The organism is Serratia sp. Ae19-1 (assembly GCF_059801225.1).
This window is the reverse complement of record NZ_JBCHWD010000007.1, coordinates 126,919-147,002: the sequence shown is the minus strand read 5'-3', so window position 1 is coordinate 147,002 and position 20,084 is coordinate 126,919. Positions and strand designations below refer to the sequence as shown.

Genomic DNA, 20,084 nt, shown 5'->3' with positions numbered 1-20,084 from the left:
TTGATTAAGGGGCTTCCAGCAGCGCGCGGATGGCCTCGCGCTGCCGGCTTTCCAGCGGCAGCTCGGTGTAGATCAGCGGCGGGAGCGGAGCGCTGTGCACCGCCGCATAAGGGGTGATCACCAGCGTGACGCCCTGCGGCGCTCCGCCGCGCAGGTAGTCGCCCAGCGGCAGATACTTGATGTTCAGTGGCAGCAGCGTGAGCTCGCGGAGCTGATATTCCACTTCCTCTTCCAACTGCGGGTTATCCAGCGTCAGCAGCAGCACCTGTTTTTCCTGTAGTGCGTTGTCCTGCATCAGCCAGGCACCGAAGCTGATGGCCACCAGGCCCGCTTCCTCGTTGGAAAACTGCACGCCGTACTCCTGTTCCAGCGGCTTCAGCGCATCCTGCGTGGTGCGCATCAGCCGCGGGTATTTACGCACCACTTCTTCCAGCAGCATATTGTCGATGCCGATGGCGAAACGGCAGCGCTCCAGCGCCGGCGCCAGGTGGGCGAACAGCTGGCTGACCAGCTCCGCTTTGCTGCTGAAAGCCATGCCGGAAAGCTGCTGGAAACGCACGACCATGCTGTCGATCGCCGCCATCAGCCGCTGTTCTTGCGCCGAGTCATCGCTGTGGTAGCTGTGATTTTTCAACATGGTGAAGGTCAGCGCCAGAAAATCGCGCTCGTCCGCGTGCGGCGGCTGGTTAAACAGCCGGTTGCAGGCCTGATGTAGCCAGGCGGCGGCTTGCTGCTCCGGCTTTTGCCGCAGCCAGTCGCGTTGAACGGCGTCGAAACGCGGATGGCGCTGCAGGCGGTTTTGCCAGGCGCAGTAGAGCAGGTAATGCTGCAGAAATTGGCGGTCGCGCGCGTCGAAGTGGCGGTTGAGCAGCGGCTCGCAGGCGTCTATCGCTTGAGCCAGCTGCGACGCCGACCCGGCATCGGCCGCCAGCGCCAGCCGCAGGCGCGGGGCGAAGTCGCTTTCGACGAACTGCGGGCTGCAGCGCAGGGCCCGCCGCAGCCAATGGATCAGGCACAGGCGTTGGTCGAGCGCGCTGCCCCGCAGTTGGTAGCCATGGTCGGGATCGACGGCGATCTCCAGATGGTGGAAACGCTGGATTTCACTGGCCACCTCGGCTATATCTTGCCGGGTTATCGGGGGGGCGACGCCATTGATTCGGCTTAAGGTCTCCAGCTGTAACTCGGGCTCCGGCGTGTACAGCATCAGCAGCAGATGACAGCGCCGTTGTTGTCCGGAGAGCTCAGGCACGGGAGAGGTGTCCAGGCTCATATCACCTTCCGGCATATAAGGTTGCGATTATGCCTAAGCATAGCAAAAGGCTTTGTAACGTCAGGATGACAGCGCGGCTTTTACTTCGGCTTACAACTTTCGTCACAAATATTGCCGGGAGCGGCAGACCGTTTGGCAGTTATTTGTGTTACGTTATAACAAATGCAGGTAAGACAGGATAATGATGAAGTTACGTCGTCTTTTGGCTGCCCTCGGCGCCGTGTTCAGCGCTGGAGCGGCCGCTCATCCGCACAGCTTTATCGACATGAACACCACCTTCGTCGCCAAAGACCAGCGGCTGGTCGGCCTGAAAATGGTGTGGGTGATGGATGAAATCACCTCAGCGGATCTGCTCTACGATGCGAAAAACGCCAAGAGCGATTCGGAAGTGTGGAAAAAGCTGGCGGCGGAAGTGATGGCCAACGTGCTGGGGCAGCACTATTTCACCGATCTTTATCGTGACGGCAAGCCGGTGAAATACCTGAACTTGCCCAGCGAATATCACCTGTCGCGCCAGGGCAACCAGGCGGTGTTGGAGTTCGTGCTGCCGTTGGCCGAGCCGCAGCCGTTGGCGGGCAAGCCGTTTCAACTTTCTACTTACGATCCGACTTATTTCGTGGATATGACCTATAAAGACCAAAATGCGCTGCATCTGCCGCCGGAGATGGCGCAGCAGTGCAGTTACAAGCTGATGACGCCGAAGCCGAATGCGTCGCTGCAGGCCTATGCGCTGTCGCTCGACAAGAACGACTCGCCCGGCGAAGACCTGGCGCTGGGGCAACAGTTTGCCCAGCGGGTGACGCTGCAATGTCGCTAAATTTCTCTCCGCCGACGACAAGCCGACGCCACTGGGTCTTTGGCCTGTGGCCGCTGCTGCCGTTCACGCTGGCGCTGACGGCCGCCGCGCTGCTGGCGTGGCACTACTGGCCGCAGCTGCTGATGCAGAGCGTGGTATGGCAAAAAGCGCTGCATCAACAGATGGCGGGGCTGTTGCAGCAGGTGAAGGCCGCGCCGCAGCAGGCCGGGCTGGCGCTGATGCTGTTCAGCCTCGGTTATGGCGTTTTGCATGCGCTTGGGCCCGGCCACGGTAAAGTGGTGATCGCCACCTATCTGGCCACCCACCCGGCGCGGCTGAAAAGCAGCCTGAAGCTGACCTTCGCCGCGTCACTGGTGCAGGGGCTGGTGGCGATCGCGTTGGTGACGTTGATGTTGGTGGTGTTGCAGCTCTCTTCGCGCCAACTGCACCAAAGCAGCTTTTGGCTGGAGAAGGGCAGTTTTATTCTGGTGATGCTGCTTGGCGCGCTGCTGAGTTGGCGCGCGCTGAAACGTCTGTTTGCGGCGATCAAAGCGATGCGCCCGGCGCCGGCGCTGCGCATCAACAGCCTGACGCCGCTGGCGGCGGATCATGTGCACAGCGCCGACTGCGGCTGCGGGCACCGGCATCTGCCTAGCGACAGCGAGCTACAGGCGGGGAGCGACTGGCGCACCCGAACCGCCATCGTGCTGGCGATGGGCATGCGCCCCTGCTCGGGGGCGATTTTGGTGCTGCTGTTCTCCAAGGTGATCGGCGTGTTCGGCTGGGGCGTGCTTTCCGCGCTGGCGATGGCATTCGGCACATCCTTGACCATTTCCATGCTGGCGCTGCTGGTGCATTACAGCCGCCGGCTGGCGGTGCGCCTCAGCCGTTCGCGCGCGCCCGCCGCCTGGAGCGCGGTAGCCTGGGGCTCACTGGCGCTGGCCGGTGGCCTGATCCTGCTGGCCGCCGGGCTGCTGCTGTACGTCAGCGCGCAGCCGGAATTCGGCGGCGGCATCCGCCCCTTCTCTCGCTAACGGGCATAAAAAAAGCGCTGCATCGGCAGCGCTTTTTTCGATTCGCTTCTGGCGATTAACGCTTCAGCGCTTCGCTCAGTTCTTCACGCATGGTGGCCAACATGGCTTTCACCACGCGCGGGTTGCCCGCTACCACGTTGCCGGAGCTGAAGTGGTTGTGGCCGCCGACGAAGTCGGTCACCAGGCCGCCGGCTTCACGCACCAGCAGCTCGCCCGCAGCGAAGTCCCACGGCTTCAGGCCGATTTCGAAGAAACCGTCTACGCGGCCGGCGGCCACATAGGCCAGATCCAGCGCGGCGGAACCGGTGCGGCGGAAGTCCGCGCACTGGGTGAACAGTTTGCCGACGATGTTGATGTAAGGCGTAGCGTGCTGTTTGACTTTGAACGGGAAGCCGGTCGCCAGGATGGTGCCATCCAGATCTTTGGCGTTGGTGCCGCGCAGGCGGTAACCGTTGAGCTGTGCGCCCTGGCCGCGAGTGGCGGTGAACAGTTCGTTGCGCATCGGATCGTAAACCACGGCCACTTCAGTACGGCCTTTGATGCGTACGGCGATGGAAACGGAGAAATGAGGGAAGCGTTTGATGAAGTTTGCAGTGCCATCCAGTGGATCGATCACCCATTGCACATCGCGATCTTCGCCGATCAGTTCGCCGCGCTCTTCGCTCACGATGCTGTGTTGCGGATAAGACTTGCGGATGACGTCGATGATCAGATGCTCTGCATCGCGATCGACGTTGGTGACGAAGTCGTTGGTCCCTTTCTGGCTCGCTTCTACAGCGTCAGGGGTTTCGTAGTTTTTGGCAATCAGGTTACCGGCCTTGCGCGCAGCGCGCACGGCGATAGTCAGCATCGGATGCATGGGTATCTTCCAACTAGGATGTTAAAGAACAGGAAACGGCGCGAAGTATAGCAGCTGTTCGGCAAATTGCCTACGGCTGTGTTAAGATGCTGCGATTTTCCGCCACGCTCAGAGTTTGTATGCTGCACAATATCCGCATTGTTCTGGTAGAGACTTCACATACCGGCAACATGGGCTCGACCGCCAGAGCCATGAAAACCATGGGTTTAACCAACCTTTATCTGGTTAATCCGCTGATCAAACCCGATTCTCAGGCCATCGCCCTGGCCGCCGGTGCCAGCGACGTGATCGGCAACGCCACTATCGTCGATACCCTCGATGACGCCATCGCCGGCTGCAGCCTGGTGGTGGGCACCAGCGCGCGCTCCCGCACCTTGCCGTGGCCGATGCTGGAGCCGCGTGAATGCGGCGTGCGTTCGGTGCACGAAGGCGAGCACGCGCCGGTGGCGCTGGTGTTCGGCCGTGAACGCGTCGGGCTAACCAACGATGAATTGCAGAAGTGCCACTACCACGTCGCCATTCCGGCCAACCCGGACTACAGCTCGCTGAACCTGGCGATGGCGGTGCAGATCCTGGCGTACGAAGTGCGCGTGGCTTACCTCGATCGCCAACAGGCGGGCGCGCCGCAGCTGGAAGAGACGCCGTATCCGCTGGTGGATGACCTCGAGCGCTTCTATCAGCACCTGGAGCAGACGCTGCAGCGCACCGGCTTTATTCGCCCGTCCCATCCGGGCCAGGTGATGAACCGCCTGCGTCGGCTGTTCACCCGCGCGCGCCCGGAAGGGCAGGAGCTGAATATCCTGCGCGGCATGCTGACGTCGATCGAGAAACAGGACAAACATCAAGGTAATTAATTGATGCGGCGTAACGGTGGGCGACAATAGTATTAGTTATCCAAAGGTTATAACATGTATTTTATATACCTTTGTTCTTGCTAAGTACAAAACGTGCTAATACTTGAGTTAATTACTAGGTTAAATAGTTGACTGATTTACTCAGGAATGTCAGACTTTCGGCCATATTTGACCAACAGGTAACCATTGAGCTATGAGACTGACATCCAAAGGCCGTTATGCCGTAACCGCTATGCTCGACGTAGCGCTGCATTCCCAGGAAGGGCCGGTGCCACTGGCGGACATTTCCGAACGCCAGGGTATTTCGCTCTCTTATCTGGAACAATTATTCTCCCGTCTGCGCAAGAATGGCCTGGTGGCCAGCGTGCGCGGTCCGGGCGGTGGTTATCTGCTGGGTAAAGACGCGGGTGAGATCGCCGTTGGCGCTGTCATCACTGCTGTCGATGAATCGGTAGATGCAACCCGTTGCCAGGGCAAAGAAGGCTGCCAGGGCGGCGATCGCTGCTTGACCCACGCCCTGTGGCGCGATCTGAGCGAGCGCATCAGCGGGTTCCTGAACAACATTACGCTGGCTGAACTGGTCAACAACCAGGAAGTGCTGATGGTGGCAGATCGTCAAAACAACGATACGCGCCGCACGGCCAACGGTCGTCCGCAAGAAACTATCAACGTTAATCTGCGCGCATAAGCAGCTGGCGAAATTATTTTAGTTTTTGGAAGTGATGTACGGAGCACAAGAGCAATGAAATTACCGATTTATCTGGATTACTCAGCAACGACGCCGGTCGACCCGCGCGTTGCTGAGAAGATGATGCAGTTTTTGACCCTGGACGGCACTTTCGGCAACCCGGCTTCCCGTTCCCACCGTTTCGGTTGGCAGGCGGAAGAGGCGGTAGACATCGCCCGTAACCAAATCGCCGAACTGGTGGGCGCCGACCCGCGCGAAATCGTCTTCACCTCCGGGGCGACCGAATCCGACAACCTGGCGATCAAAGGCGCTGCCAATTTCTACCAGAAAAAAGGCAAGCACATCATCACCAGCAAAACCGAACACAAAGCCGTGCTGGACACCTGCCGTCAGCTGGAGCGCGAAGGGTTCGAAGTGACCTACCTGGCGCCGCAGAGCAACGGCATCATCAGCCTGCAGGATCTCGAAGCGGCGATGCGCGATGACACCATTCTGGTCTCCATCATGCACGTCAACAACGAGATCGGCGTGGTGCAGGACATCGAAGCGATCGGCGAAATGTGCCGCGCGCGCGGTATCATCTACCACGTTGACGCTACCCAGAGCGTGGGCAAACTGCCTATCGATCTGAGCAAGCTGAAAGTCGACCTTATGTCGTTCTCCGGCCACAAAATCTATGGCCCGAAAGGCATCGGCGCGCTGTACGTGCGCCGCAAGCCGCGTATCCGCATCGAAGCGCAGGTGCACGGCGGTGGTCACGAGCGCGGCATGCGTTCCGGCACCCTGCCTGTTCACCAGATCGTCGGCATGGGCGAAGCTTACCGCATCGCCAAAGAAGAGATGACCGAAGAGATGGCGCGTCTGCGCACCCTGCGCGATCGTCTGTGGAACGGCGTGAAAGATATGGAAGAAGTGTATCTGAACGGCGATCTGGAGCACGGCGCACCGAACATCCTGAACGTCAGCTTCAACTATGTTGAAGGCGAGTCGCTGATCATGGCGCTGAAAGACCTGGCTGTTTCTTCCGGTTCAGCCTGTACCTCCGCCAGCCTCGAGCCGTCCTACGTGCTGCGCGCGCTGGGCATGAGCGATGAATTGGCGCACAGCTCGATCCGTTTCTCCCTGGGGCGTTTCACCACGGAAGAAGAGATCGACTACACCATTCAACTGGTGCGTAAATCCATCGGCCGTCTGCGCGATCTGTCCCCGCTGTGGGAGATGTTCAAGCAGGGCGTGGATATCAACAGCATCGAATGGGCGCATCATTAATTCTCAGGTTTCAGGAGCAAGGTCATGGCTTACAGCGAAAAAGTAATCGATCATTATGAAAACCCGCGCAACGTGGGTTCTTTCGACAACGAAGATCCTACCGTCGGCAGCGGCATGGTAGGGGCGCCGGCCTGCGGCGACGTCATGAAGCTGCAGATCAAGGTTAACGATGAAGGCATCATCGAAGACGCGCGCTTTAAAACTTACGGCTGCGGTTCCGCCATCGCCTCCAGCTCGCTGGTGACCGAATGGATGAAAGGCAAGTCGCTCGATCAGGCTGAAGCGATCAAAAACACCCAGATCGCCGAAGAGCTGGAATTGCCGCCGGTCAAAATTCACTGCTCGATCCTGGCTGAAGACGCCATCAAAGCAGCGATTGCCGACTATAAGAGCAAGCATAGCGCCAAGTAATTTGTCTGAGTCGGCCCGGCTGCGCCGGGCTTTGATGTGAAGTGTGAGGTTGTGATGTCTATTACCATGAGCGACAGCGCTGCGCAGCGTGTTCAGGCGTTTTTGACGAACCGCGGCAAAGGTCTCGGCCTGCGTCTGGGAGTGCGAACTTCCGGCTGCTCCGGGATGGCGTACGTGCTGGAATTTGTTGACGAAGCCAACGATGACGACATCGTGTTTGAAGACAAAGGCATCAAGGTGATCATCGACGGCAAGAGCCTGGTCTACCTTGACGGCACCGAGCTTGATTTCGTTAAGGAAGGCCTGAACGAAGGCTTCAAGTTCAACAACCCGAACGTCTCAAGCGAATGCGGCTGCGGCGAGAGTTTCAACGTCTGACAGTCCATCGTGCTCCCCCGTTTCGGCGGGGGAACTTCATCCGCTAACGCCCAGAGCACGCTATGGATTACTTTACTTTATTCGGGCTGCCAGTTCGCTACACCGTGGACGGCAGCCTGCTTGCGTCCCGCTTCCAGGATCTGCAGCGCCAATTCCACCCCGATCGTTTCGCCAACCAGCCGGAGCGCGAACGCCTGATGGCGTTGCAGCAGGCGGCGACCATCAACGAAGCCTACCAGGCGCTGAAGCACCCGTTAAAACGCGCGGAGTATATGCTATCTTTGCACGGCTTCGATCTGGGCAACGAACAGCATACGATGCGCGACACCGCGTTCCTGATGGAACAGCTGGAACTGCGCGAAGAGCTCGACGCCATTGAGCGCAAGCCGGAGGCGGAGCGCCTGCTGGCCGATTTCGGCGCGCGGCTGGCCGCCTCGGTCAAACAGCGCAGCGCGCTGATGCTGCAGCAGTTGGATAGCGAACGATGGGCGGACGCCGCCGACACCGTGCGCAAGCTGCGCTTTTTGGACAAACTCCAGCAACAGGTTGAACAACTCGAAGAAAAACTGCTGGGTTTTGAGTAACACCTTCTGATTCTGATTGTGGAAGCTTCAACATGGCCTTATTACAAATTAGTGAGCCTGGCCTCAGCGCCGCGCCGCACCAGCGACGCTTGGCCGCCGGCATCGACTTAGGCACCACCAACTCGCTGGTCGCCACGGTGCGCAGCGGGCAGACGGAAACGCTGGCCGACGAACAGGGGCGCCATTTGCTGCCTTCGGTGGTGCATTATCAGGCGGACGCGCAGCGCGTCGGCTGGGAGGCGCGCCAACAGGCGGCGCAGGATCCGGCCAATACCGTCAGCTCCATCAAACGCATGATGGGCCGCTCGTTGGCGGACGTGCAGCAACGTTACCCGAACCTGCCGTATCAATTCCAGGCCAGCGACAACGGCCTGCCGCTGATCGTCACTGCCGCCGGCCCGGTTAACCCGGTCGGCGTCTCCGCCGATATCCTGCGGGCGCTGTCCGCGCGCGCGCAAGCGGCGCTGGAAGGGGAGCTGGATGGTGTGGTGATCACCGTTCCTGCCTACTTCGACGACGCGCAGCGCCAGGGCACCAAAGACGCGGCGCGTCTGGCCGGCCTGCACGTCCTGCGCCTGCTGAACGAACCGACCGCGGCGGCGATCGCCTATGGGCTGGATTCCGGCCAGGAAGGGGTGATCGCGGTTTACGATCTGGGCGGCGGCACCTTTGATATCTCCATTCTGCGCCTCAGCCGCGGCGTGTTCGAAGTGTTGGCCACCGGCGGCGATTCCGCGCTGGGCGGCGACGACTTCGATCACCTGCTGGCCGACTGGCTGCGCGAGCAGGCCGGCGTGGCCGATCGCAGCGACCACGGCGTGCAACGCCAGCTGCTGGATGCCGCTATCGCCGCCAAAATCGCGTTGAGCGATGCCGACAGCGTGCGCGTTGAGGTAGCCGGCTGGCAGGGCGAGGTGACCCGCGCCCAGTTCGAAGCGCTGATCGCTCCGCTGGTGAAACGTACGCTGATGGCTTGCCGCCGCGCGCTGAAAGACGCCGGCGTCGCCGCCGACGAGGTGCTGGAAGCGGTGATGGTCGGCGGTTCCACCCGCGTGCCGCTGGTGCGTGAGCAGGTGGGGGCCTTCTTCGGCCGCACGCCGCTGACGTCTATCGATCCGGATAAAGTGGTCGCCATCGGCGCCGCGATCCAGGCCGACATCCTGGTGGGCAACAAGCCGGACAGCGACATGCTGCTGCTGGACGTGATCCCGCTGTCGCTGGGTCTCGAAACCATGGGCGGTCTGGTGGAGAAAGTGATCCCGCGCAACACCACTATCCCGGTGGCGCGCGCGCAGGAGTTCACCACCTTTAAAGACGGCCAGAGCGCGATGATGATCCACGTGCTGCAGGGCGAGCGCGAGCTGGTGCAGGATTGCCGTTCGCTGGCGCGCTTTACGCTGCGTGGCCTGCCGCCGCTGCCTGCCGGGGGCGCGCACATTCGCGTGACCTTCCAGGTGGACGCGGACGGCCTGCTGAGCGTCACCGCGATGGAGAAATCCACCGGCGTTGAAGCCTCGATCCAGGTCAAGCCGTCGTACGGCCTGTCGGACAGCGAAATCGCCGGCATGATCAAAGACTCGATGGCCAACGCGCAAAGCGACGTGGGCGCACGCAAGCTGGCGGAGCAACGCGTGGAAGCCGCGCGGGTGCTGGAAAGCCTGCAGGGCGCGCTGGCCACCGACGCCGCGCTGCTGAGCGAGGCGGAAAGCCAGGCGATCGCCGCCGCGACCCAGGCGTTGCAGCAGGCGGCGCAGGGTGAAGATCCCGCCGCTATCGAAGACGCTATCAAAACATTAGATGCACAAACGCAAGATTTTGCCGCGCGCCGCATGGACGCTTCCATTCGCCGCGCGCTGGCTGGCCATTCTGTGGATGAGGTTTAACCATGCCTAAAATTGTTTTCCTGCCCCATCAAGATCTTTGCCCGGAAGGGGCGGTTCTGGAAGCCGAAAAAGGGGAGTCGATCCTCAACGTTGCGCTGCGCAACGGCATTGAAATCGAGCACGCCTGCGAGAAATCCTGCGCCTGCACCACCTGCCACTGCATCGTGCGTGAAGGCTTCGATTCGCTGGAAGAGAGCAGCGAGCTGGAAGACGACATGCTGGACAAAGCGTGGGGGCTGGAGCCGGAAAGCCGTCTGAGCTGCCAGGCGCTGGTCGCCGACGAAGATCTGGTGGTCGAAATGCCGCGTTACACCGTCAACCACGCGCGTGAGCATTAATTGTTAGCCGCGGCGCCAACCAGGAGATCATAATGGGACTGAAGTGGACCGACAGCCGTGAAATCGGCGAAGCCCTGTACGACCAATACCCGGACACCGATCCGAAAACCGTGCGTTTTACCGACATGCATCAGTGGATCTGCGATCTGGAAGAGTTCGATGACGATCCACAGGCTTCCAACGAAAAAATACTGGAAGCGATCCTGCTGGTCTGGTTAGATGAAGCGGAGTAAATAGCGTAACGGGCTGCCATGGGCGGCCCGTTTATTTTGTATCCGACATACCCGTCGTCTTTCAAACCGCAGCGTTGTTACCTGCACGATCACCCCCCAGTCACTTACCTGAGTAAGCTCCTGGGGATGAGATCGCTGGGCGCCTAGCTGCAATTTGAAATCCATAGGGTATGCAATAAAGCCCTAATGAAATAATAAAGGGAACATCCGGAGTAAGAAGGCTATGACAACAGAATTCATGCAGGTCACGCTGTCGCAACAACCTGCCGACGCCCGCTGGGGCGAGAAAGCGCTCCTGAGCACCAACGGCGAAGGGATGACCATCCACCTGACCGGCGCCGACAAGCTGGGCACTGTCCAGCGTGCAGGCCGCAAAATTGATGGTCAGGGCATCAAAAACGTCAAGCTGGCCGGTGACGGTTGGGATTTGGAAAACAGCTGGGCGTTTTGGCAAGGCTACCGCGGGCCGAAAGGGCAGCGCAACGTCGAATGGGCCGAGCTGCCGGAAGCCGCGCGTCAGGAGCTGGATAAGCGCCTGAAGATCGTTGACTGGGTGCGCGACACCATCAACATGCCGGCGGAAGAGCTGGGGCCGGAGCAACTGGCGACCCGCGCCGTCGATCTGATGTGCGACGTTGGGTGCGATGCCGTCAGCTATCGCATCACCAAGGGCGAAGATCTGCGTGAACAGAACTATGCCGGCATCCACACCGTCGGCCGCGGTTCCGAACGCCCGCCGGTACTGCTGGCGCTCGACTTCAACCCGACCGGTAACCCGGACGCGCCGGTGTTCGCGTGCCTGGTCGGCAAGGGCATCACCTTCGACACCGGCGGCTACAGCCTGAAGCAAAGCGCCTTTATGGATTCGATGAAGGCTGACATGGGCGGCGCGGCCACCATCACCGGCGCCCTGGCGCTGGCGGCAGCGCGCGGCCTGAAGCAGCGCGTGAAGCTGTACCTGTGCTGCGCCGACAACATGGTCAGCGGCAACGCCTTCAAACTGGGCGACATCATTCGCTACCGCAACGGCAAAACCGTTGAGGTGATGAACACCGATGCGGAAGGGCGCCTGGTGCTGGCCGACGGCCTGATCGACGCTTCTGAGCAGAACCCGCAGCTGATTATCGACTGCGCCACCCTGACCGGCGCGGCCAAAACTGCGGTAGGCAACGACTACCATGCGCTGTTCAGCTTTGACGACGCGCTGGCGCAAGAGCTGCTCAGCAGCGCCGCCGCCGAGCAAGAGCCGTTCTGGCGCCTGCCGCTGGCCGAGTTCCACCGCAGCCAGCTGCCGTCCAACTTCGCCGAGCTGAACAACGTGGCCGGCCCGGCCTACACCGCCGGCGCCAGCACCGCGGCGGCCTTCCTGTCGCATTTCGTCAAAAACTACCAGCAAGGCTGGTTGCACATCGACTGTTCAGCCACCTACCGCAAAGGCGCGGTGGAGCAGTGGTCGGCCGGCGCGACCGGTCTGGGCGTGCGCACCCTGGCCAATCTGCTGCTGAGCAAAGCCAAATAATTGAATGCCCGCCGCGTCGGGCGCTAGAATGCGCATTATCTTCGAGGCCCAGCATGCTGGGCCTCGCTCTTTGATCCCTGGAGTTTGCCATGAGTGCCCATCATCACGATGCCGCCCCGAGCGAGAACGAACTTGAACGCCTGCTGAAGCTGGCGGTGACGGAGCCGGCCCATCGCCCGGCGTTCTTCCGTGAACTGCTCGACGCCACGGTGCTGATCCTCGGCGATAGCGAGCAGGTGCAGCAGGATGGCGACATCACGCTGAACGCGGATACGCCGGTCAATATCCAGCATTGGGAAAAGCAGGACGGCGGCAGCATCATTCCGTTCTTCACTTCGCTGGATGCGTTGCAGAAGGCGGTTGAGGACGAACAGCCGTTTATCGCCATGCCGGCGCGGGTGCTGTTCGAGATTACCCAGGGCGCGGATCTGTTCCTCAACCCGAAGGCGGAATACGGCAAAGAGTTTTATCCGGAAGAGGTGGCGATGCTGCTGGTGACCGGCGGTGTCGTCAAACCGGTGGAGCACTACGTCGATAAAGAGACCCAAATCCTGCTGGGGCAGCCCGAAGAGTATCCGTCGGCGATGGTGGATGCGCTGACCACGCTGTTCAGCCAGCGCAAGCCGGTGCGCCGCGCGTTTCTGGCGCTGATGCACGACAAGGCGGCGGACGAGAAACCCAATTTGCTGATCGGGCTGGAAGTGGACGCCGAGCCGGCGGAGATCGAGGCGTTGATCAACGAGGCCGGCAGCGTCGCCAGCGAAACGGCGCCGAATGACGAGCCGGTGGACTTCTGCCTGGTGTCGGAGAAAGAGCGGGGCATCAGCCACTACCTGATCTCCCATACGCAGCCGTTTTATCAGCGCCGCTGGGGCAGTTGGCTGCGCAATTTGATCCCGTCTACCGACAAGACCCAATAACGCCGGCGCGCCGCCGAAAATGGCGAATGAAGATCATATTTTTTTAATGAAATGTTGATTTTCCCGTAGGCAAGCGTTAACGGCGCACATATAATCTGCGCCACTTGAGAAGGCCGGCAACATTGCAGACCGGCCTGTTTTGGAAGTCATACAGAGGCCATCATGACCGTAGAACGTACCTTTTCCATCGTTAAACCAAACGCTGTAGCCAACAACGACATCGGCGCTATCTACGCGCGTTTCGAGCGCGCCGGTTTCAAAATCATCGCCGCTAAAATGCTGCGTCTGACTCGCGAGCAAGCTGAAGGCTTCTACGCTGAGCACAAAGGCCGCCCATTCTTCGACGGTCTGGTTGAGTTCATGACCTCCGGCCCAATCATGGTGCAGGTTCTGGAATCTGAAAACGCCGTGCAGCGCAACCGCGACATCATGGGCGCAACCAACCCGGACAACGCACTGGCCGGCACCCTGCGCGCCGACTACGCGGACAGCTTCACCGCTAACGCCGTTCACGGTTCCGACTCCGTTGAATCCGCACAGCGTGAAATCGCTTACTTCTTCAACGAAAGCGAAATCTGCGCACGTTAATCGTGCCATTGCTGATAACCAGGCATTCACCGGCTGAAACAATAAAAATGCCCTGAATGCCTTTCAGCCATAGAAACACGCTACTAAAATTTGTACAATGCCGCGCCCCTGATAAGACGACTTGTCAGGGGCGTGTTTTTAGTGCCGCCACCCGAATCATGCGGGCTGAAATGCACAACTTACTTTCCATTCTTTAGCGCCATAACGTGTAATAACGAGGCCAGAGATCATTATGTTAGAACCCATCACGTCCGAGCACACCGTGTCTGAAAATAATTCGCTGACTACCCCCTCCGTTAACGTGGAGCAACCGGCTGCGGCCAAAATCAACCTGCTGGATCTGAACCGCCAGCAAATGCGTGAGTTCTTCGCCGAAATGGGCGAAAAACCGTTCCGCGCCGATCAGGTGATGAAGTGGATTTACCACTACTGCTGCGACGATTTCGAGCAGATGACCGACATCAACAAAGTCCTGCGCGGCAAGCTGCAGCGCGTGGCGGAAATCCGCGCGCCGGAAGTGGCGGAAGAACAGCGTTCGGCCGACGGCACCATCAAGTGGGCGATCAAGGTGGGCGATCAGCAGGTCGAAACCGTGTATATCCCGGAAGCCGACCGCGCGACGCTGTGCGTCTCCTCGCAGGTAGGCTGCGCGCTGGAGTGCAAATTCTGTTCGACGGCGCAGCAGGGCTTCAACCGCAACCTGCGCGTGTCGGAAATCATCGGCCAGGTGTGGCGCGCGGCGAAGATCATCGGCGCGCTGAAGGTGACCGGCCAACGCCCGATCACCAACGTGGTGATGATGGGCATGGGCGAGCCGCTGCTCAACCTGAACAACGTGGTGCCGGCGATGGAAATCATGCTGGACGACTTCGGCTTTGGCCTGTCCAAACGCCGTGTGACCCTGTCTACCTCCGGCGTGGTGCCGGCGCTGGACAAGCTGGGCGACATGATCGACGTGGCGCTGGCTATTTCGCTGCACGCGCCGAACGACACCATCCGCGATGAGATCGTGCCGATCAACCGCAAGTACAACATCGAGACCTTCCTGTCCGCGGTGCGTCGCTATCTGGAGAAATCCAACGCTAACCAGGGCCGCGTCACCGTCGAGTACGTGATGCTGGATCATATCAACGACAGCACCGATGACGCGCATCAGCTGGCGGAAGTGTTGAAAGACACGCCGTGCAAGATCAACCTGATCCCATGGAACCCGTTCCCGGGCGCTCCCTACGGCCGCAGCTCCAACAGCCGGGTGGATCGTTTCTCCAAGGTGTTGATGGAATACGGCTTTACGACTATTGTTCGTAAAACCCGTGGTGACGATATCGACGCCGCCTGCGGGCAACTGGCGGGTGAAGTGATCGACCGTACCAAGCGTACCCTGAAGAAGAAAATGGCCGGGGAACCTATCAACGTACGGGCGGTCTGAATCCTATAGCACCATTTTTTGTTATCTAACAGCCTGTTATGCGAAAGCGTGTCGCTGGTGGGCGTTAGCTGACGGCCGATAAGGAAATGAATGCGGGCATGAAGCTGAAACTGTGGGGTGTGTGGCTGGCGGCCGGGTTGTTGGCCGGGTGTTCCGGTTCAGCGCCGGAAAAGGAAGCACAGGTCTCTGAGGCGGGCCAGACGCGCCTGCAGCTGGGGCTGGAGTACCTGCAGCAAGGCGACATGGACGCCGCGCGCCAGAACCTGGAAAAGGCGCTGGACGCGGCCCCGCAGGATTACCGCACGCAGTTGGGCATGGCGCTTTATGCGCAGCGGAACGGTGAAAACGCCGCGGCCGAACAGCGTTATCGGCAAGCGCTCAAACTTGCGCCAGGCAATGGCACCGTACTGAATAATTACGGTGCGTTTCTTTGCGGTTTAGGGCAGTATGTACCGGCGCAACAGCAGTTTAGCGCTGCGGCGCTGGCACCCGATTATGGCCAGGTCGCCGACAGCCTGGAAAACGCAGGTTACTGTTTTCTCAAGGCCGGACAAAACGATGAGGCGCGCACGCTGTTGAGCCGCGCGCTGAAGGTCGATCCGGATAAAGGTACTCCGCTGTTGGCGGAGGCCGAAAAGCAATTTGGAGAAGGGAAGCGCGCCCAGTCGCAACTTTTATTGGATGTTTATCAGCATGTTCTGCCGGCCAGCGCCAGCAGCTTATGGTTACAGATTCGTTTCGCCGCGTTAGCCGGCCGTCAGGATAGCGTTCAACGCTATGGCAAGCAGCTAGCGCGAAGTTTTCCACAATCCAAACAGTACCAGCAGTTCTTAGCTAATGAATACTGAAGCCTCCCAAGATAAAACCGTATCCATGACGACGGGCCAGCGCCTGCGTCAGGCCCGTGAGCAACTCGGGCTGAGCCAACAGACCGTTGCAGAACGCCTGTGTCTCAAAATGTCCACCGTGCGCGATATCGAGGAAGACAGCGTTTCCGCTGACCTCGCGTCCACCTTCGTGCGCGGCTACATCCGTTCCTACGCCAAGCTGGTGCATTTGCCGGAAGACGAACTGCTGCCGATGCTGGCCAAGCAGGCGCCGTTGAAGATGGCGAAAGTGGCGCCGATGCAAAGCTTCTCGCTGGGCAAGCGCCGCAAGAAACGCGACGGCTGGCTGATGAGCTTCACCTGGCTTATCGTGTTCGTGGTGATCGGCCTGACCGGCGCCTGGTGGTGGCAAAACCACAAGGCGCAGCAGGAAGAGATCGCCACCATGGCCGATCAATCCTCGGCGCAGCTTTCACAGAATAACGAAGGGCAGTCCGTGCCGCTGACCGACGGCAACGCCGACGCCGGCACCAACGTGCCGTTGACCGACAACAGCGCCGCGCCGGCCGATACCGGCGCAGCGGCTCAGGCGCCGGCGGCTACCGCCCAAGCGCCAGGCGCGGCTCAGCAGCAGCCTGCCGTGGTGTCGCCAAGCCAGACCACTCTGCCGGAAACCGCGCCGGCGGCACAAGCGCCGCTGCCGACCGCCGATGCGGGTGTGGCTGCGCCGGCGGCCGATCCGAACGCGCTGGTGATGGACTTCTCTGCCGATTGCTGGCTGCAGGTGAGCGACGCCAGCGGTAAAACGCTGTTCAGCGGCACCCAGAAGAAGGGCGGCAAGCTGAACCTGACCGGCACGGCGCCGTACAAACTGACCATCGGCGCGCCGGCGGCAGTACAGATCCAGTATCAGGGTAAGCCGGTCGATTTAAGCCGGTTCGTTAAGTCAAACCGTGTTGCTCGCCTGACCGTCGCCGCGCAGTAATCGCGCGGCTGGTCGTGATGTCAGAGCAGCAATGGAGAGTAAGTAATGCATAACCAAGCGCCCATCAACCGTCGAAAATCAACGCGCATTTACGTCGGCAAGGTGCCTATTGGTGATGGCGCGCCGATTGCTGTGCAGTCGATGACCAACACCCGTACCACCGATGTTGAAGCAACGGTTAATCAGATTAAAGCGCTGGAGCGCGTGGGCGTCGACATCGTCCGCGTTTCGGTTCCTACCATGGACGCCGCCGAGGCGTTCAAGCTGATCAAGCAGCAGGTCAACGTGCCGCTGGTCGCCGATATCCATTTCGATTATCGCATCGCGCTGCAGGTGGCCGAATACGGCGTAGACTGCCTGCGCATCAATCCGGGCAACATCGGCAACGAATCGCGCATTCGCTCGGTGGTGGACTGCGCCCGCGACAAGAACATCCCGATCCGCATCGGCGTCAACGGCGGCTCGCTGGAGAAAGACCTGCAGGAAAAGTACGGCGAACCTACGCCGGAAGCGCTGCTGGAATCCGCCATGCGCCACGTGGACATCCTCGATCGCCTCAACTTCGACCAGTTCAAGGTCAGCGTTAAGGCGTCGGACGTGTTCCTGGCGGTACAATCCTACCGTCTGCTGGCGTCGCGCATCGATCAGCCGCTGCATCTGGGTATCACCGAAGCCGGCGGCGCGCGCAGCGGGTCGGTCAAGTCGGCCATCGGCCTGGGCATGCTGCTGTCTGAAGGCATCGGCGACACCCTGCGCATCTCGCTGGCGGCGGATCCGGTTGAAGAGGTGAAGGTCGGTTTCGACATCCTGAAGTCGCTGCGCATCCGCGCGCGCGGCATCAACTTCATCGCCTGCCCGACCTGTTCGCGTCAGGAATTTGACGTGATCGGCACGGTGAATGCGCTGGAGCAGCGTCTGGAAGACATCATTACGCCGATGGACGTCTCGATCATCGGCTGCGTGGTGAACGGCCCGGGCGAAGCGCTGGTGTCCACCATGGGCGTGACCGGCGGCCACAAGAAGAGCGGCTTCTATGAAGACGGCGTGCGTCAGAAAGAGCGTTTCGACAACGAACAGATGATCGACCAGCTGGAAGCGAAGATTCGCGCCAAGGCCGCGATGATGGACGAAAGCAACCGCATCACGGTCAACCTGCTGGAAAAATAAGCGTTATCGCTACACGGCGGGCCTGTTGGCCCGCTTGTTTATGAACCTGAAGGGCAGAAAACCGCATCCGCGTTGAATACCGGGCGGCAAAGTCCCTATAATCGGGTTCATTTTTACAGACAACGGACAGAGAACTCACGTGGCAAAGAACATTCAAGCCATTCGCGGCATGAACGACTACCTGCCGGAAGAAACGGCATTATGGCAGCGTATTGAAGGCACCCTCAAGCAGGTGCTGGGCAGCTACGGTTACAGCGAAATCCGGTTGCCGATTGTAGAGCAGACCCCGCTATTCAAACGCGCGATCGGCGAAGTGACCGACGTCGTGGAAAAAGAGATGTATACCTTCGAAGACCGCAACGGCGAAAGCCTGACGCTGCGTCCGGAAGGGACGGCTGGCTGCGTGCGCGCCGGCATCGAGCATGGTCTGCTGTACAATCAGGAACAGCGTCTGTGGTACATCGGCCCGATGTTCCGCTACGAGCGCCCGCAGAAGGGCCGCTATCGCCAGTTCCATCAGCTGGGCGCGGAAGTGTTCGGCCTGCAAGGCCCGGACATCGACGCCGAGCTGATCCTGCTGACCGCCCGCTGGTGGAAAGCGCTGGGCATCGCCGAGCACGTCAAGCTGGAGCTGAACTCCATCGGTTCGCTGGAGGCGCGCGCCAACTACCGCGACGCGCTGGTGGCGTTCCTCGAGCAGCACGTCGAGGTGCTGGACGAAGACTGCAAACGCCGCATGTACAGCAACCCGCTGCGGGTGCTGGACTCCAAGAATCCTGAGGTGCAGGCGTTGCTGAACGACGCGCCGCGCCTGTCCGAGTACCTGGACGAAGAATCCCGTGCTCACTTCGCCGGTCTGTGTGAACTTTTGGCGCAGGCAGGTATCCCATATACCGTTAACGAGCGCCTGGTGCGCGGTCTGGATTACTACAACCGCACCGTGTTTGAGTGGGTGACCACCAGCCTGGGCGCGCAGGGCACCGTCTGCGCGGGCGGCCGTTACGACGGCCTGGTCGAGCAACTGGGTGGCCGCGCCACCCCGGCGGTCGGTTTCGCCATGGGCCTTGAGCGTCTGGTGCTGCTGGTGCAGGCGGTTAACCCGGAATTCAAGGCGCCGTCGGCTATCGACGTGTACGTCATCTCTTCCGGCGCGGGCACCCAGAGCGCGGCGATGCAGCTGGCTGAACAGGTGCGCGACGCGGCGCCGCAGCTGAAGCTGATGACCAATTACGGCGGCGGCAACTTCAAAAAGCAGATCACCCGTGCGGACAAATGGGGCGCGCGCATCGCGCTGATCCTGGGTGAGAGCGAAGTGGCGGCGCAGCAGGTAGTGGTGAAAGACCTGCGCAGTGGTGAACAAGAAACGCTGGCGCAAAGCGAAGTCGCTGCGCGTCTGGCTTTGATGTTAGGTTAAGGAGAAGGACACCGTGGAAGTCTATACCACTGAAAACGAACAAGTCGACGCACTGCGTCGGTTCTTTGCCGAAAACGGCAAAGCGCTGGCGGTGGGCGTGGTGCTCGGAATTGGTGCCCTGGTTGGCTGGCGTTACTGGCAGAGCCATGAAAACTCCAACATGATGGCTGCATCGCAATCCTATCAGGAAGCCAGCGATCGTCTGGCGGCCGGCAAACCGGATGACGTGGCCGCCGCGGAGAAATTTGTCCAGGCTAACAGCAACAGCTACGGCGTATTGGCCGCGTTGCAGTTGGCCAAGCACTTTGTCGAACAGAATGATTTCGCCAAGGCGGAACAGCAACTGGCGCTGGCGCAGGGCCAGACCAAAGACGACAACCTGTTGGCGATGATCGACCTGCGTCTGGCGCGCGTCCAGCTGCAGGAGAAAAAGCTGGATGAAGCGCTGAAAACGCTGGATGGCGTGAAAGGCGAAGGTTGGGCGGCGATGATGCAGGATGTGCGCGGCGACGTGCTGCTGGCCAAGGGCGACGCCAAGGGCGCGCGCGAAGCTTACAGCAAAGGCATTGAGTCCAACGCTTCTCAGGCGCTGCAGGTTCTGCTGCGCATGAAATTGAATAACTTGTCCAGCTAAGGGG

At 60.3% G+C, this 20,084-nt stretch carries 22 protein-coding genes; 20 read left to right on the top strand and 2 right to left on the bottom strand.

What is annotated here, in order from left to right:
- Positions 1-4: 4 nt before the first annotated feature.
- Entirely contained in the window at positions 5-1,270 is a 1,266-nt protein-coding gene (gene csiE, locus AAIE04_RS19675; RefSeq protein ID WP_498577558.1) for a stationary phase inducible protein CsiE, read from the bottom strand.
- A gap of 181 nt (positions 1,271-1,451) precedes the next feature.
- On the opposite strand from csiE, the gene AAIE04_RS19670 reads away from it, so the two are divergent.
- The gene (locus AAIE04_RS19670) at positions 1,452-2,087 is read left to right on the top strand and encodes a DUF1007 family protein (protein ID WP_025159550.1); all 636 of its coding nucleotides are present in this window, start codon (positions 1,452-1,454) and stop codon (positions 2,085-2,087) included.
- Entirely contained in the window at positions 2,078-3,100 is a 1,023-nt protein-coding gene (locus AAIE04_RS19665) for a nickel/cobalt transporter (protein ID WP_063919895.1), read from the top strand. Before AAIE04_RS19670 ends, AAIE04_RS19665 begins: the two co-directional genes overlap by 10 nt.
- 55 nt (positions 3,101-3,155) lie before the next feature.
- Here the strand turns inward: AAIE04_RS19665 and suhB are convergent, their stop codons facing one another.
- Positions 3,156-3,959 (bottom strand): inositol-1-monophosphatase, encoded by an 804-nt coding sequence (gene suhB / locus AAIE04_RS19660; RefSeq protein WP_004941400.1) that lies wholly within the window; start codon positions 3,957-3,959, stop codon positions 3,156-3,158.
- A 119-nt stretch (positions 3,960-4,078) separates the two neighbouring features.
- On the opposite strand from suhB, the gene trmJ reads away from it, so the two are divergent.
- From trmJ to AAIE04_RS19570, 18 genes are all read left to right on the top strand, one after another.
- A complete protein-coding gene (gene trmJ / locus AAIE04_RS19655; RefSeq protein WP_019452346.1) occupies positions 4,079-4,813 on the top strand; it encodes a tRNA (cytosine(32)/uridine(32)-2'-O)-methyltransferase TrmJ in 735 nt (244 codons plus the stop codon).
- A 193-nt stretch (positions 4,814-5,006) separates the two neighbouring features.
- Positions 5,007-5,501 (top strand): Fe-S cluster assembly transcriptional regulator IscR, encoded by a 495-nt coding sequence (iscR, locus tag AAIE04_RS19650; protein ID WP_025159551.1) that lies wholly within the window; start codon positions 5,007-5,009, stop codon positions 5,499-5,501.
- Between the two features lie 54 nt (positions 5,502-5,555).
- A complete protein-coding gene (gene iscS / locus AAIE04_RS19645; RefSeq protein ID WP_015378780.1) occupies positions 5,556-6,770 on the top strand; it encodes a cysteine desulfurase in 1,215 nt (404 codons plus the stop codon).
- A gap of 24 nt (positions 6,771-6,794) precedes the next feature.
- A complete protein-coding gene (gene iscU, locus AAIE04_RS19640) occupies positions 6,795-7,181 on the top strand; it encodes a Fe-S cluster assembly scaffold IscU (RefSeq protein ID WP_004941408.1) in 387 nt (128 codons plus the stop codon).
- Between the two features lie 54 nt (positions 7,182-7,235).
- Positions 7,236-7,559 (top strand): iron-sulfur cluster assembly protein IscA, encoded by a 324-nt coding sequence (gene iscA / locus AAIE04_RS19635; RefSeq protein WP_004941410.1) that lies wholly within the window; start codon positions 7,236-7,238, stop codon positions 7,557-7,559.
- Positions 7,560-7,621: 62 nt separating this feature from the next.
- On the top strand, positions 7,622-8,143 hold the full coding sequence (gene hscB / locus AAIE04_RS19630; protein WP_498577557.1) for a co-chaperone HscB: 522 nt from the start codon (positions 7,622-7,624) through the stop codon (positions 8,141-8,143).
- Between the two features lie 32 nt (positions 8,144-8,175).
- The gene (gene hscA, locus AAIE04_RS19625) at positions 8,176-10,026 is read left to right on the top strand and encodes a Fe-S protein assembly chaperone HscA (protein WP_498577556.1); all 1,851 of its coding nucleotides are present in this window, start codon (positions 8,176-8,178) and stop codon (positions 10,024-10,026) included.
- Between the two features lie 2 nt (positions 10,027-10,028).
- Positions 10,029-10,364: an ISC system 2Fe-2S type ferredoxin gene (gene fdx / locus AAIE04_RS19620; RefSeq protein ID WP_004941417.1), complete on the top strand. Its 336-nt coding sequence runs from the start codon at positions 10,029-10,031 to the stop codon at positions 10,362-10,364.
- Positions 10,365-10,396: 32 nt separating this feature from the next.
- Entirely contained in the window at positions 10,397-10,597 is a 201-nt protein-coding gene (gene iscX, locus AAIE04_RS19615) for a Fe-S cluster assembly protein IscX (RefSeq protein WP_006327336.1), read from the top strand.
- Positions 10,598-10,820: 223 nt separating this feature from the next.
- Positions 10,821-12,116 carry an aminopeptidase PepB gene (gene pepB, locus AAIE04_RS19610; RefSeq protein ID WP_498577555.1) on the top strand — a complete coding sequence of 432 codons (1,296 nt, stop codon included), beginning with the start codon at positions 10,821-10,823 and terminating at the stop codon, positions 12,114-12,116.
- Between the two features lie 89 nt (positions 12,117-12,205).
- Positions 12,206-13,036: an enhanced serine sensitivity protein SseB gene (gene sseB, locus AAIE04_RS19605; RefSeq protein ID WP_498577554.1), complete on the top strand. Its 831-nt coding sequence runs from the start codon at positions 12,206-12,208 to the stop codon at positions 13,034-13,036.
- A gap of 162 nt (positions 13,037-13,198) precedes the next feature.
- Entirely contained in the window at positions 13,199-13,624 is a 426-nt protein-coding gene (gene ndk, locus AAIE04_RS19600) for a nucleoside-diphosphate kinase (RefSeq protein ID WP_004941424.1), read from the top strand.
- A 232-nt stretch (positions 13,625-13,856) separates the two neighbouring features.
- A complete protein-coding gene (gene rlmN, locus AAIE04_RS19595) occupies positions 13,857-15,053 on the top strand; it encodes a dual-specificity RNA methyltransferase RlmN (protein ID WP_004941426.1) in 1,197 nt (398 codons plus the stop codon).
- Positions 15,054-15,151: 98 nt separating this feature from the next.
- Positions 15,152-15,901, top strand: coding sequence for a type IV pilus biogenesis/stability protein PilW (gene pilW / locus AAIE04_RS19590; protein WP_025159554.1), 750 nt, complete (start codon positions 15,152-15,154; stop codon positions 15,899-15,901).
- Entirely contained in the window at positions 15,891-16,865 is a 975-nt protein-coding gene (rodZ, locus tag AAIE04_RS19585) for a cytoskeleton protein RodZ (protein ID WP_063919891.1), read from the top strand. Before pilW ends, rodZ begins: the two co-directional genes overlap by 11 nt.
- 45 nt (positions 16,866-16,910) lie before the next feature.
- A complete protein-coding gene (ispG, locus tag AAIE04_RS19580; protein WP_016929756.1) occupies positions 16,911-18,032 on the top strand; it encodes a flavodoxin-dependent (E)-4-hydroxy-3-methylbut-2-enyl-diphosphate synthase in 1,122 nt (373 codons plus the stop codon).
- Positions 18,033-18,171: 139 nt separating this feature from the next.
- Complete coding sequence (gene hisS / locus AAIE04_RS19575) at positions 18,172-19,446, top strand: histidine--tRNA ligase (RefSeq protein WP_025159556.1); 1,275 nt, start codon at positions 18,172-18,174, stop codon at positions 19,444-19,446.
- Positions 19,447-19,459: 13 nt separating this feature from the next.
- Positions 19,460-20,080, top strand: coding sequence for a YfgM family protein (locus AAIE04_RS19570; protein ID WP_019452355.1), 621 nt, complete (start codon positions 19,460-19,462; stop codon positions 20,078-20,080).
- The last annotated feature ends 4 nt before the right edge of the window (positions 20,081-20,084 follow it).

Coding starts and splice junctions, on each gene's coding strand:
- AAIE04_RS19665 (WP_063919895.1), top strand. CDS start 2,078: ATGTCGCTAAATTTCTCTCCGCCGACGACAAGCCGACGCCACTGGGTC.
- iscU (WP_004941408.1), top strand. CDS start 6,795: ATGGCTTACAGCGAAAAAGTAATCGATCATTATGAAAACCCGCGCAAC.
- hscB (WP_498577557.1), top strand. CDS start 7,622: ATGGATTACTTTACTTTATTCGGGCTGCCAGTTCGCTACACCGTGGAC.
- iscX (WP_006327336.1), top strand. CDS start 10,397: ATGGGACTGAAGTGGACCGACAGCCGTGAAATCGGCGAAGCCCTGTAC.
- iscS (WP_015378780.1), top strand. CDS start 5,556: ATGAAATTACCGATTTATCTGGATTACTCAGCAACGACGCCGGTCGAC.
- iscA (WP_004941410.1), top strand. CDS start 7,236: ATGTCTATTACCATGAGCGACAGCGCTGCGCAGCGTGTTCAGGCGTTT.
- sseB (WP_498577554.1), top strand. CDS start 12,206: ATGAGTGCCCATCATCACGATGCCGCCCCGAGCGAGAACGAACTTGAA.
- rodZ (WP_063919891.1), top strand. CDS start 15,891: ATGAATACTGAAGCCTCCCAAGATAAAACCGTATCCATGACGACGGGC.
- fdx (WP_004941417.1), top strand. CDS start 10,029: ATGCCTAAAATTGTTTTCCTGCCCCATCAAGATCTTTGCCCGGAAGGG.
- AAIE04_RS19670 (WP_025159550.1), top strand. CDS start 1,452: ATGATGAAGTTACGTCGTCTTTTGGCTGCCCTCGGCGCCGTGTTCAGC.
- rlmN (WP_004941426.1), top strand. CDS start 13,857: ATGTTAGAACCCATCACGTCCGAGCACACCGTGTCTGAAAATAATTCG.
- pepB (WP_498577555.1), top strand. CDS start 10,821: ATGACAACAGAATTCATGCAGGTCACGCTGTCGCAACAACCTGCCGAC.
- csiE (WP_498577558.1), bottom strand. CDS start 1,270: ATGAGCCTGGACACCTCTCCCGTGCCTGAGCTCTCCGGACAACAACGG.
- pilW (WP_025159554.1), top strand. CDS start 15,152: ATGAAGCTGAAACTGTGGGGTGTGTGGCTGGCGGCCGGGTTGTTGGCC.
- iscR (WP_025159551.1), top strand. CDS start 5,007: ATGAGACTGACATCCAAAGGCCGTTATGCCGTAACCGCTATGCTCGAC.
- suhB (WP_004941400.1), bottom strand. CDS start 3,959: ATGCATCCGATGCTGACTATCGCCGTGCGCGCTGCGCGCAAGGCCGGT.
- hscA (WP_498577556.1), top strand. CDS start 8,176: ATGGCCTTATTACAAATTAGTGAGCCTGGCCTCAGCGCCGCGCCGCAC.
- trmJ (WP_019452346.1), top strand. CDS start 4,079: ATGCTGCACAATATCCGCATTGTTCTGGTAGAGACTTCACATACCGGC.
- ndk (WP_004941424.1), top strand. CDS start 13,199: ATGACCGTAGAACGTACCTTTTCCATCGTTAAACCAAACGCTGTAGCC.
- ispG (WP_016929756.1), top strand. CDS start 16,911: ATGCATAACCAAGCGCCCATCAACCGTCGAAAATCAACGCGCATTTAC.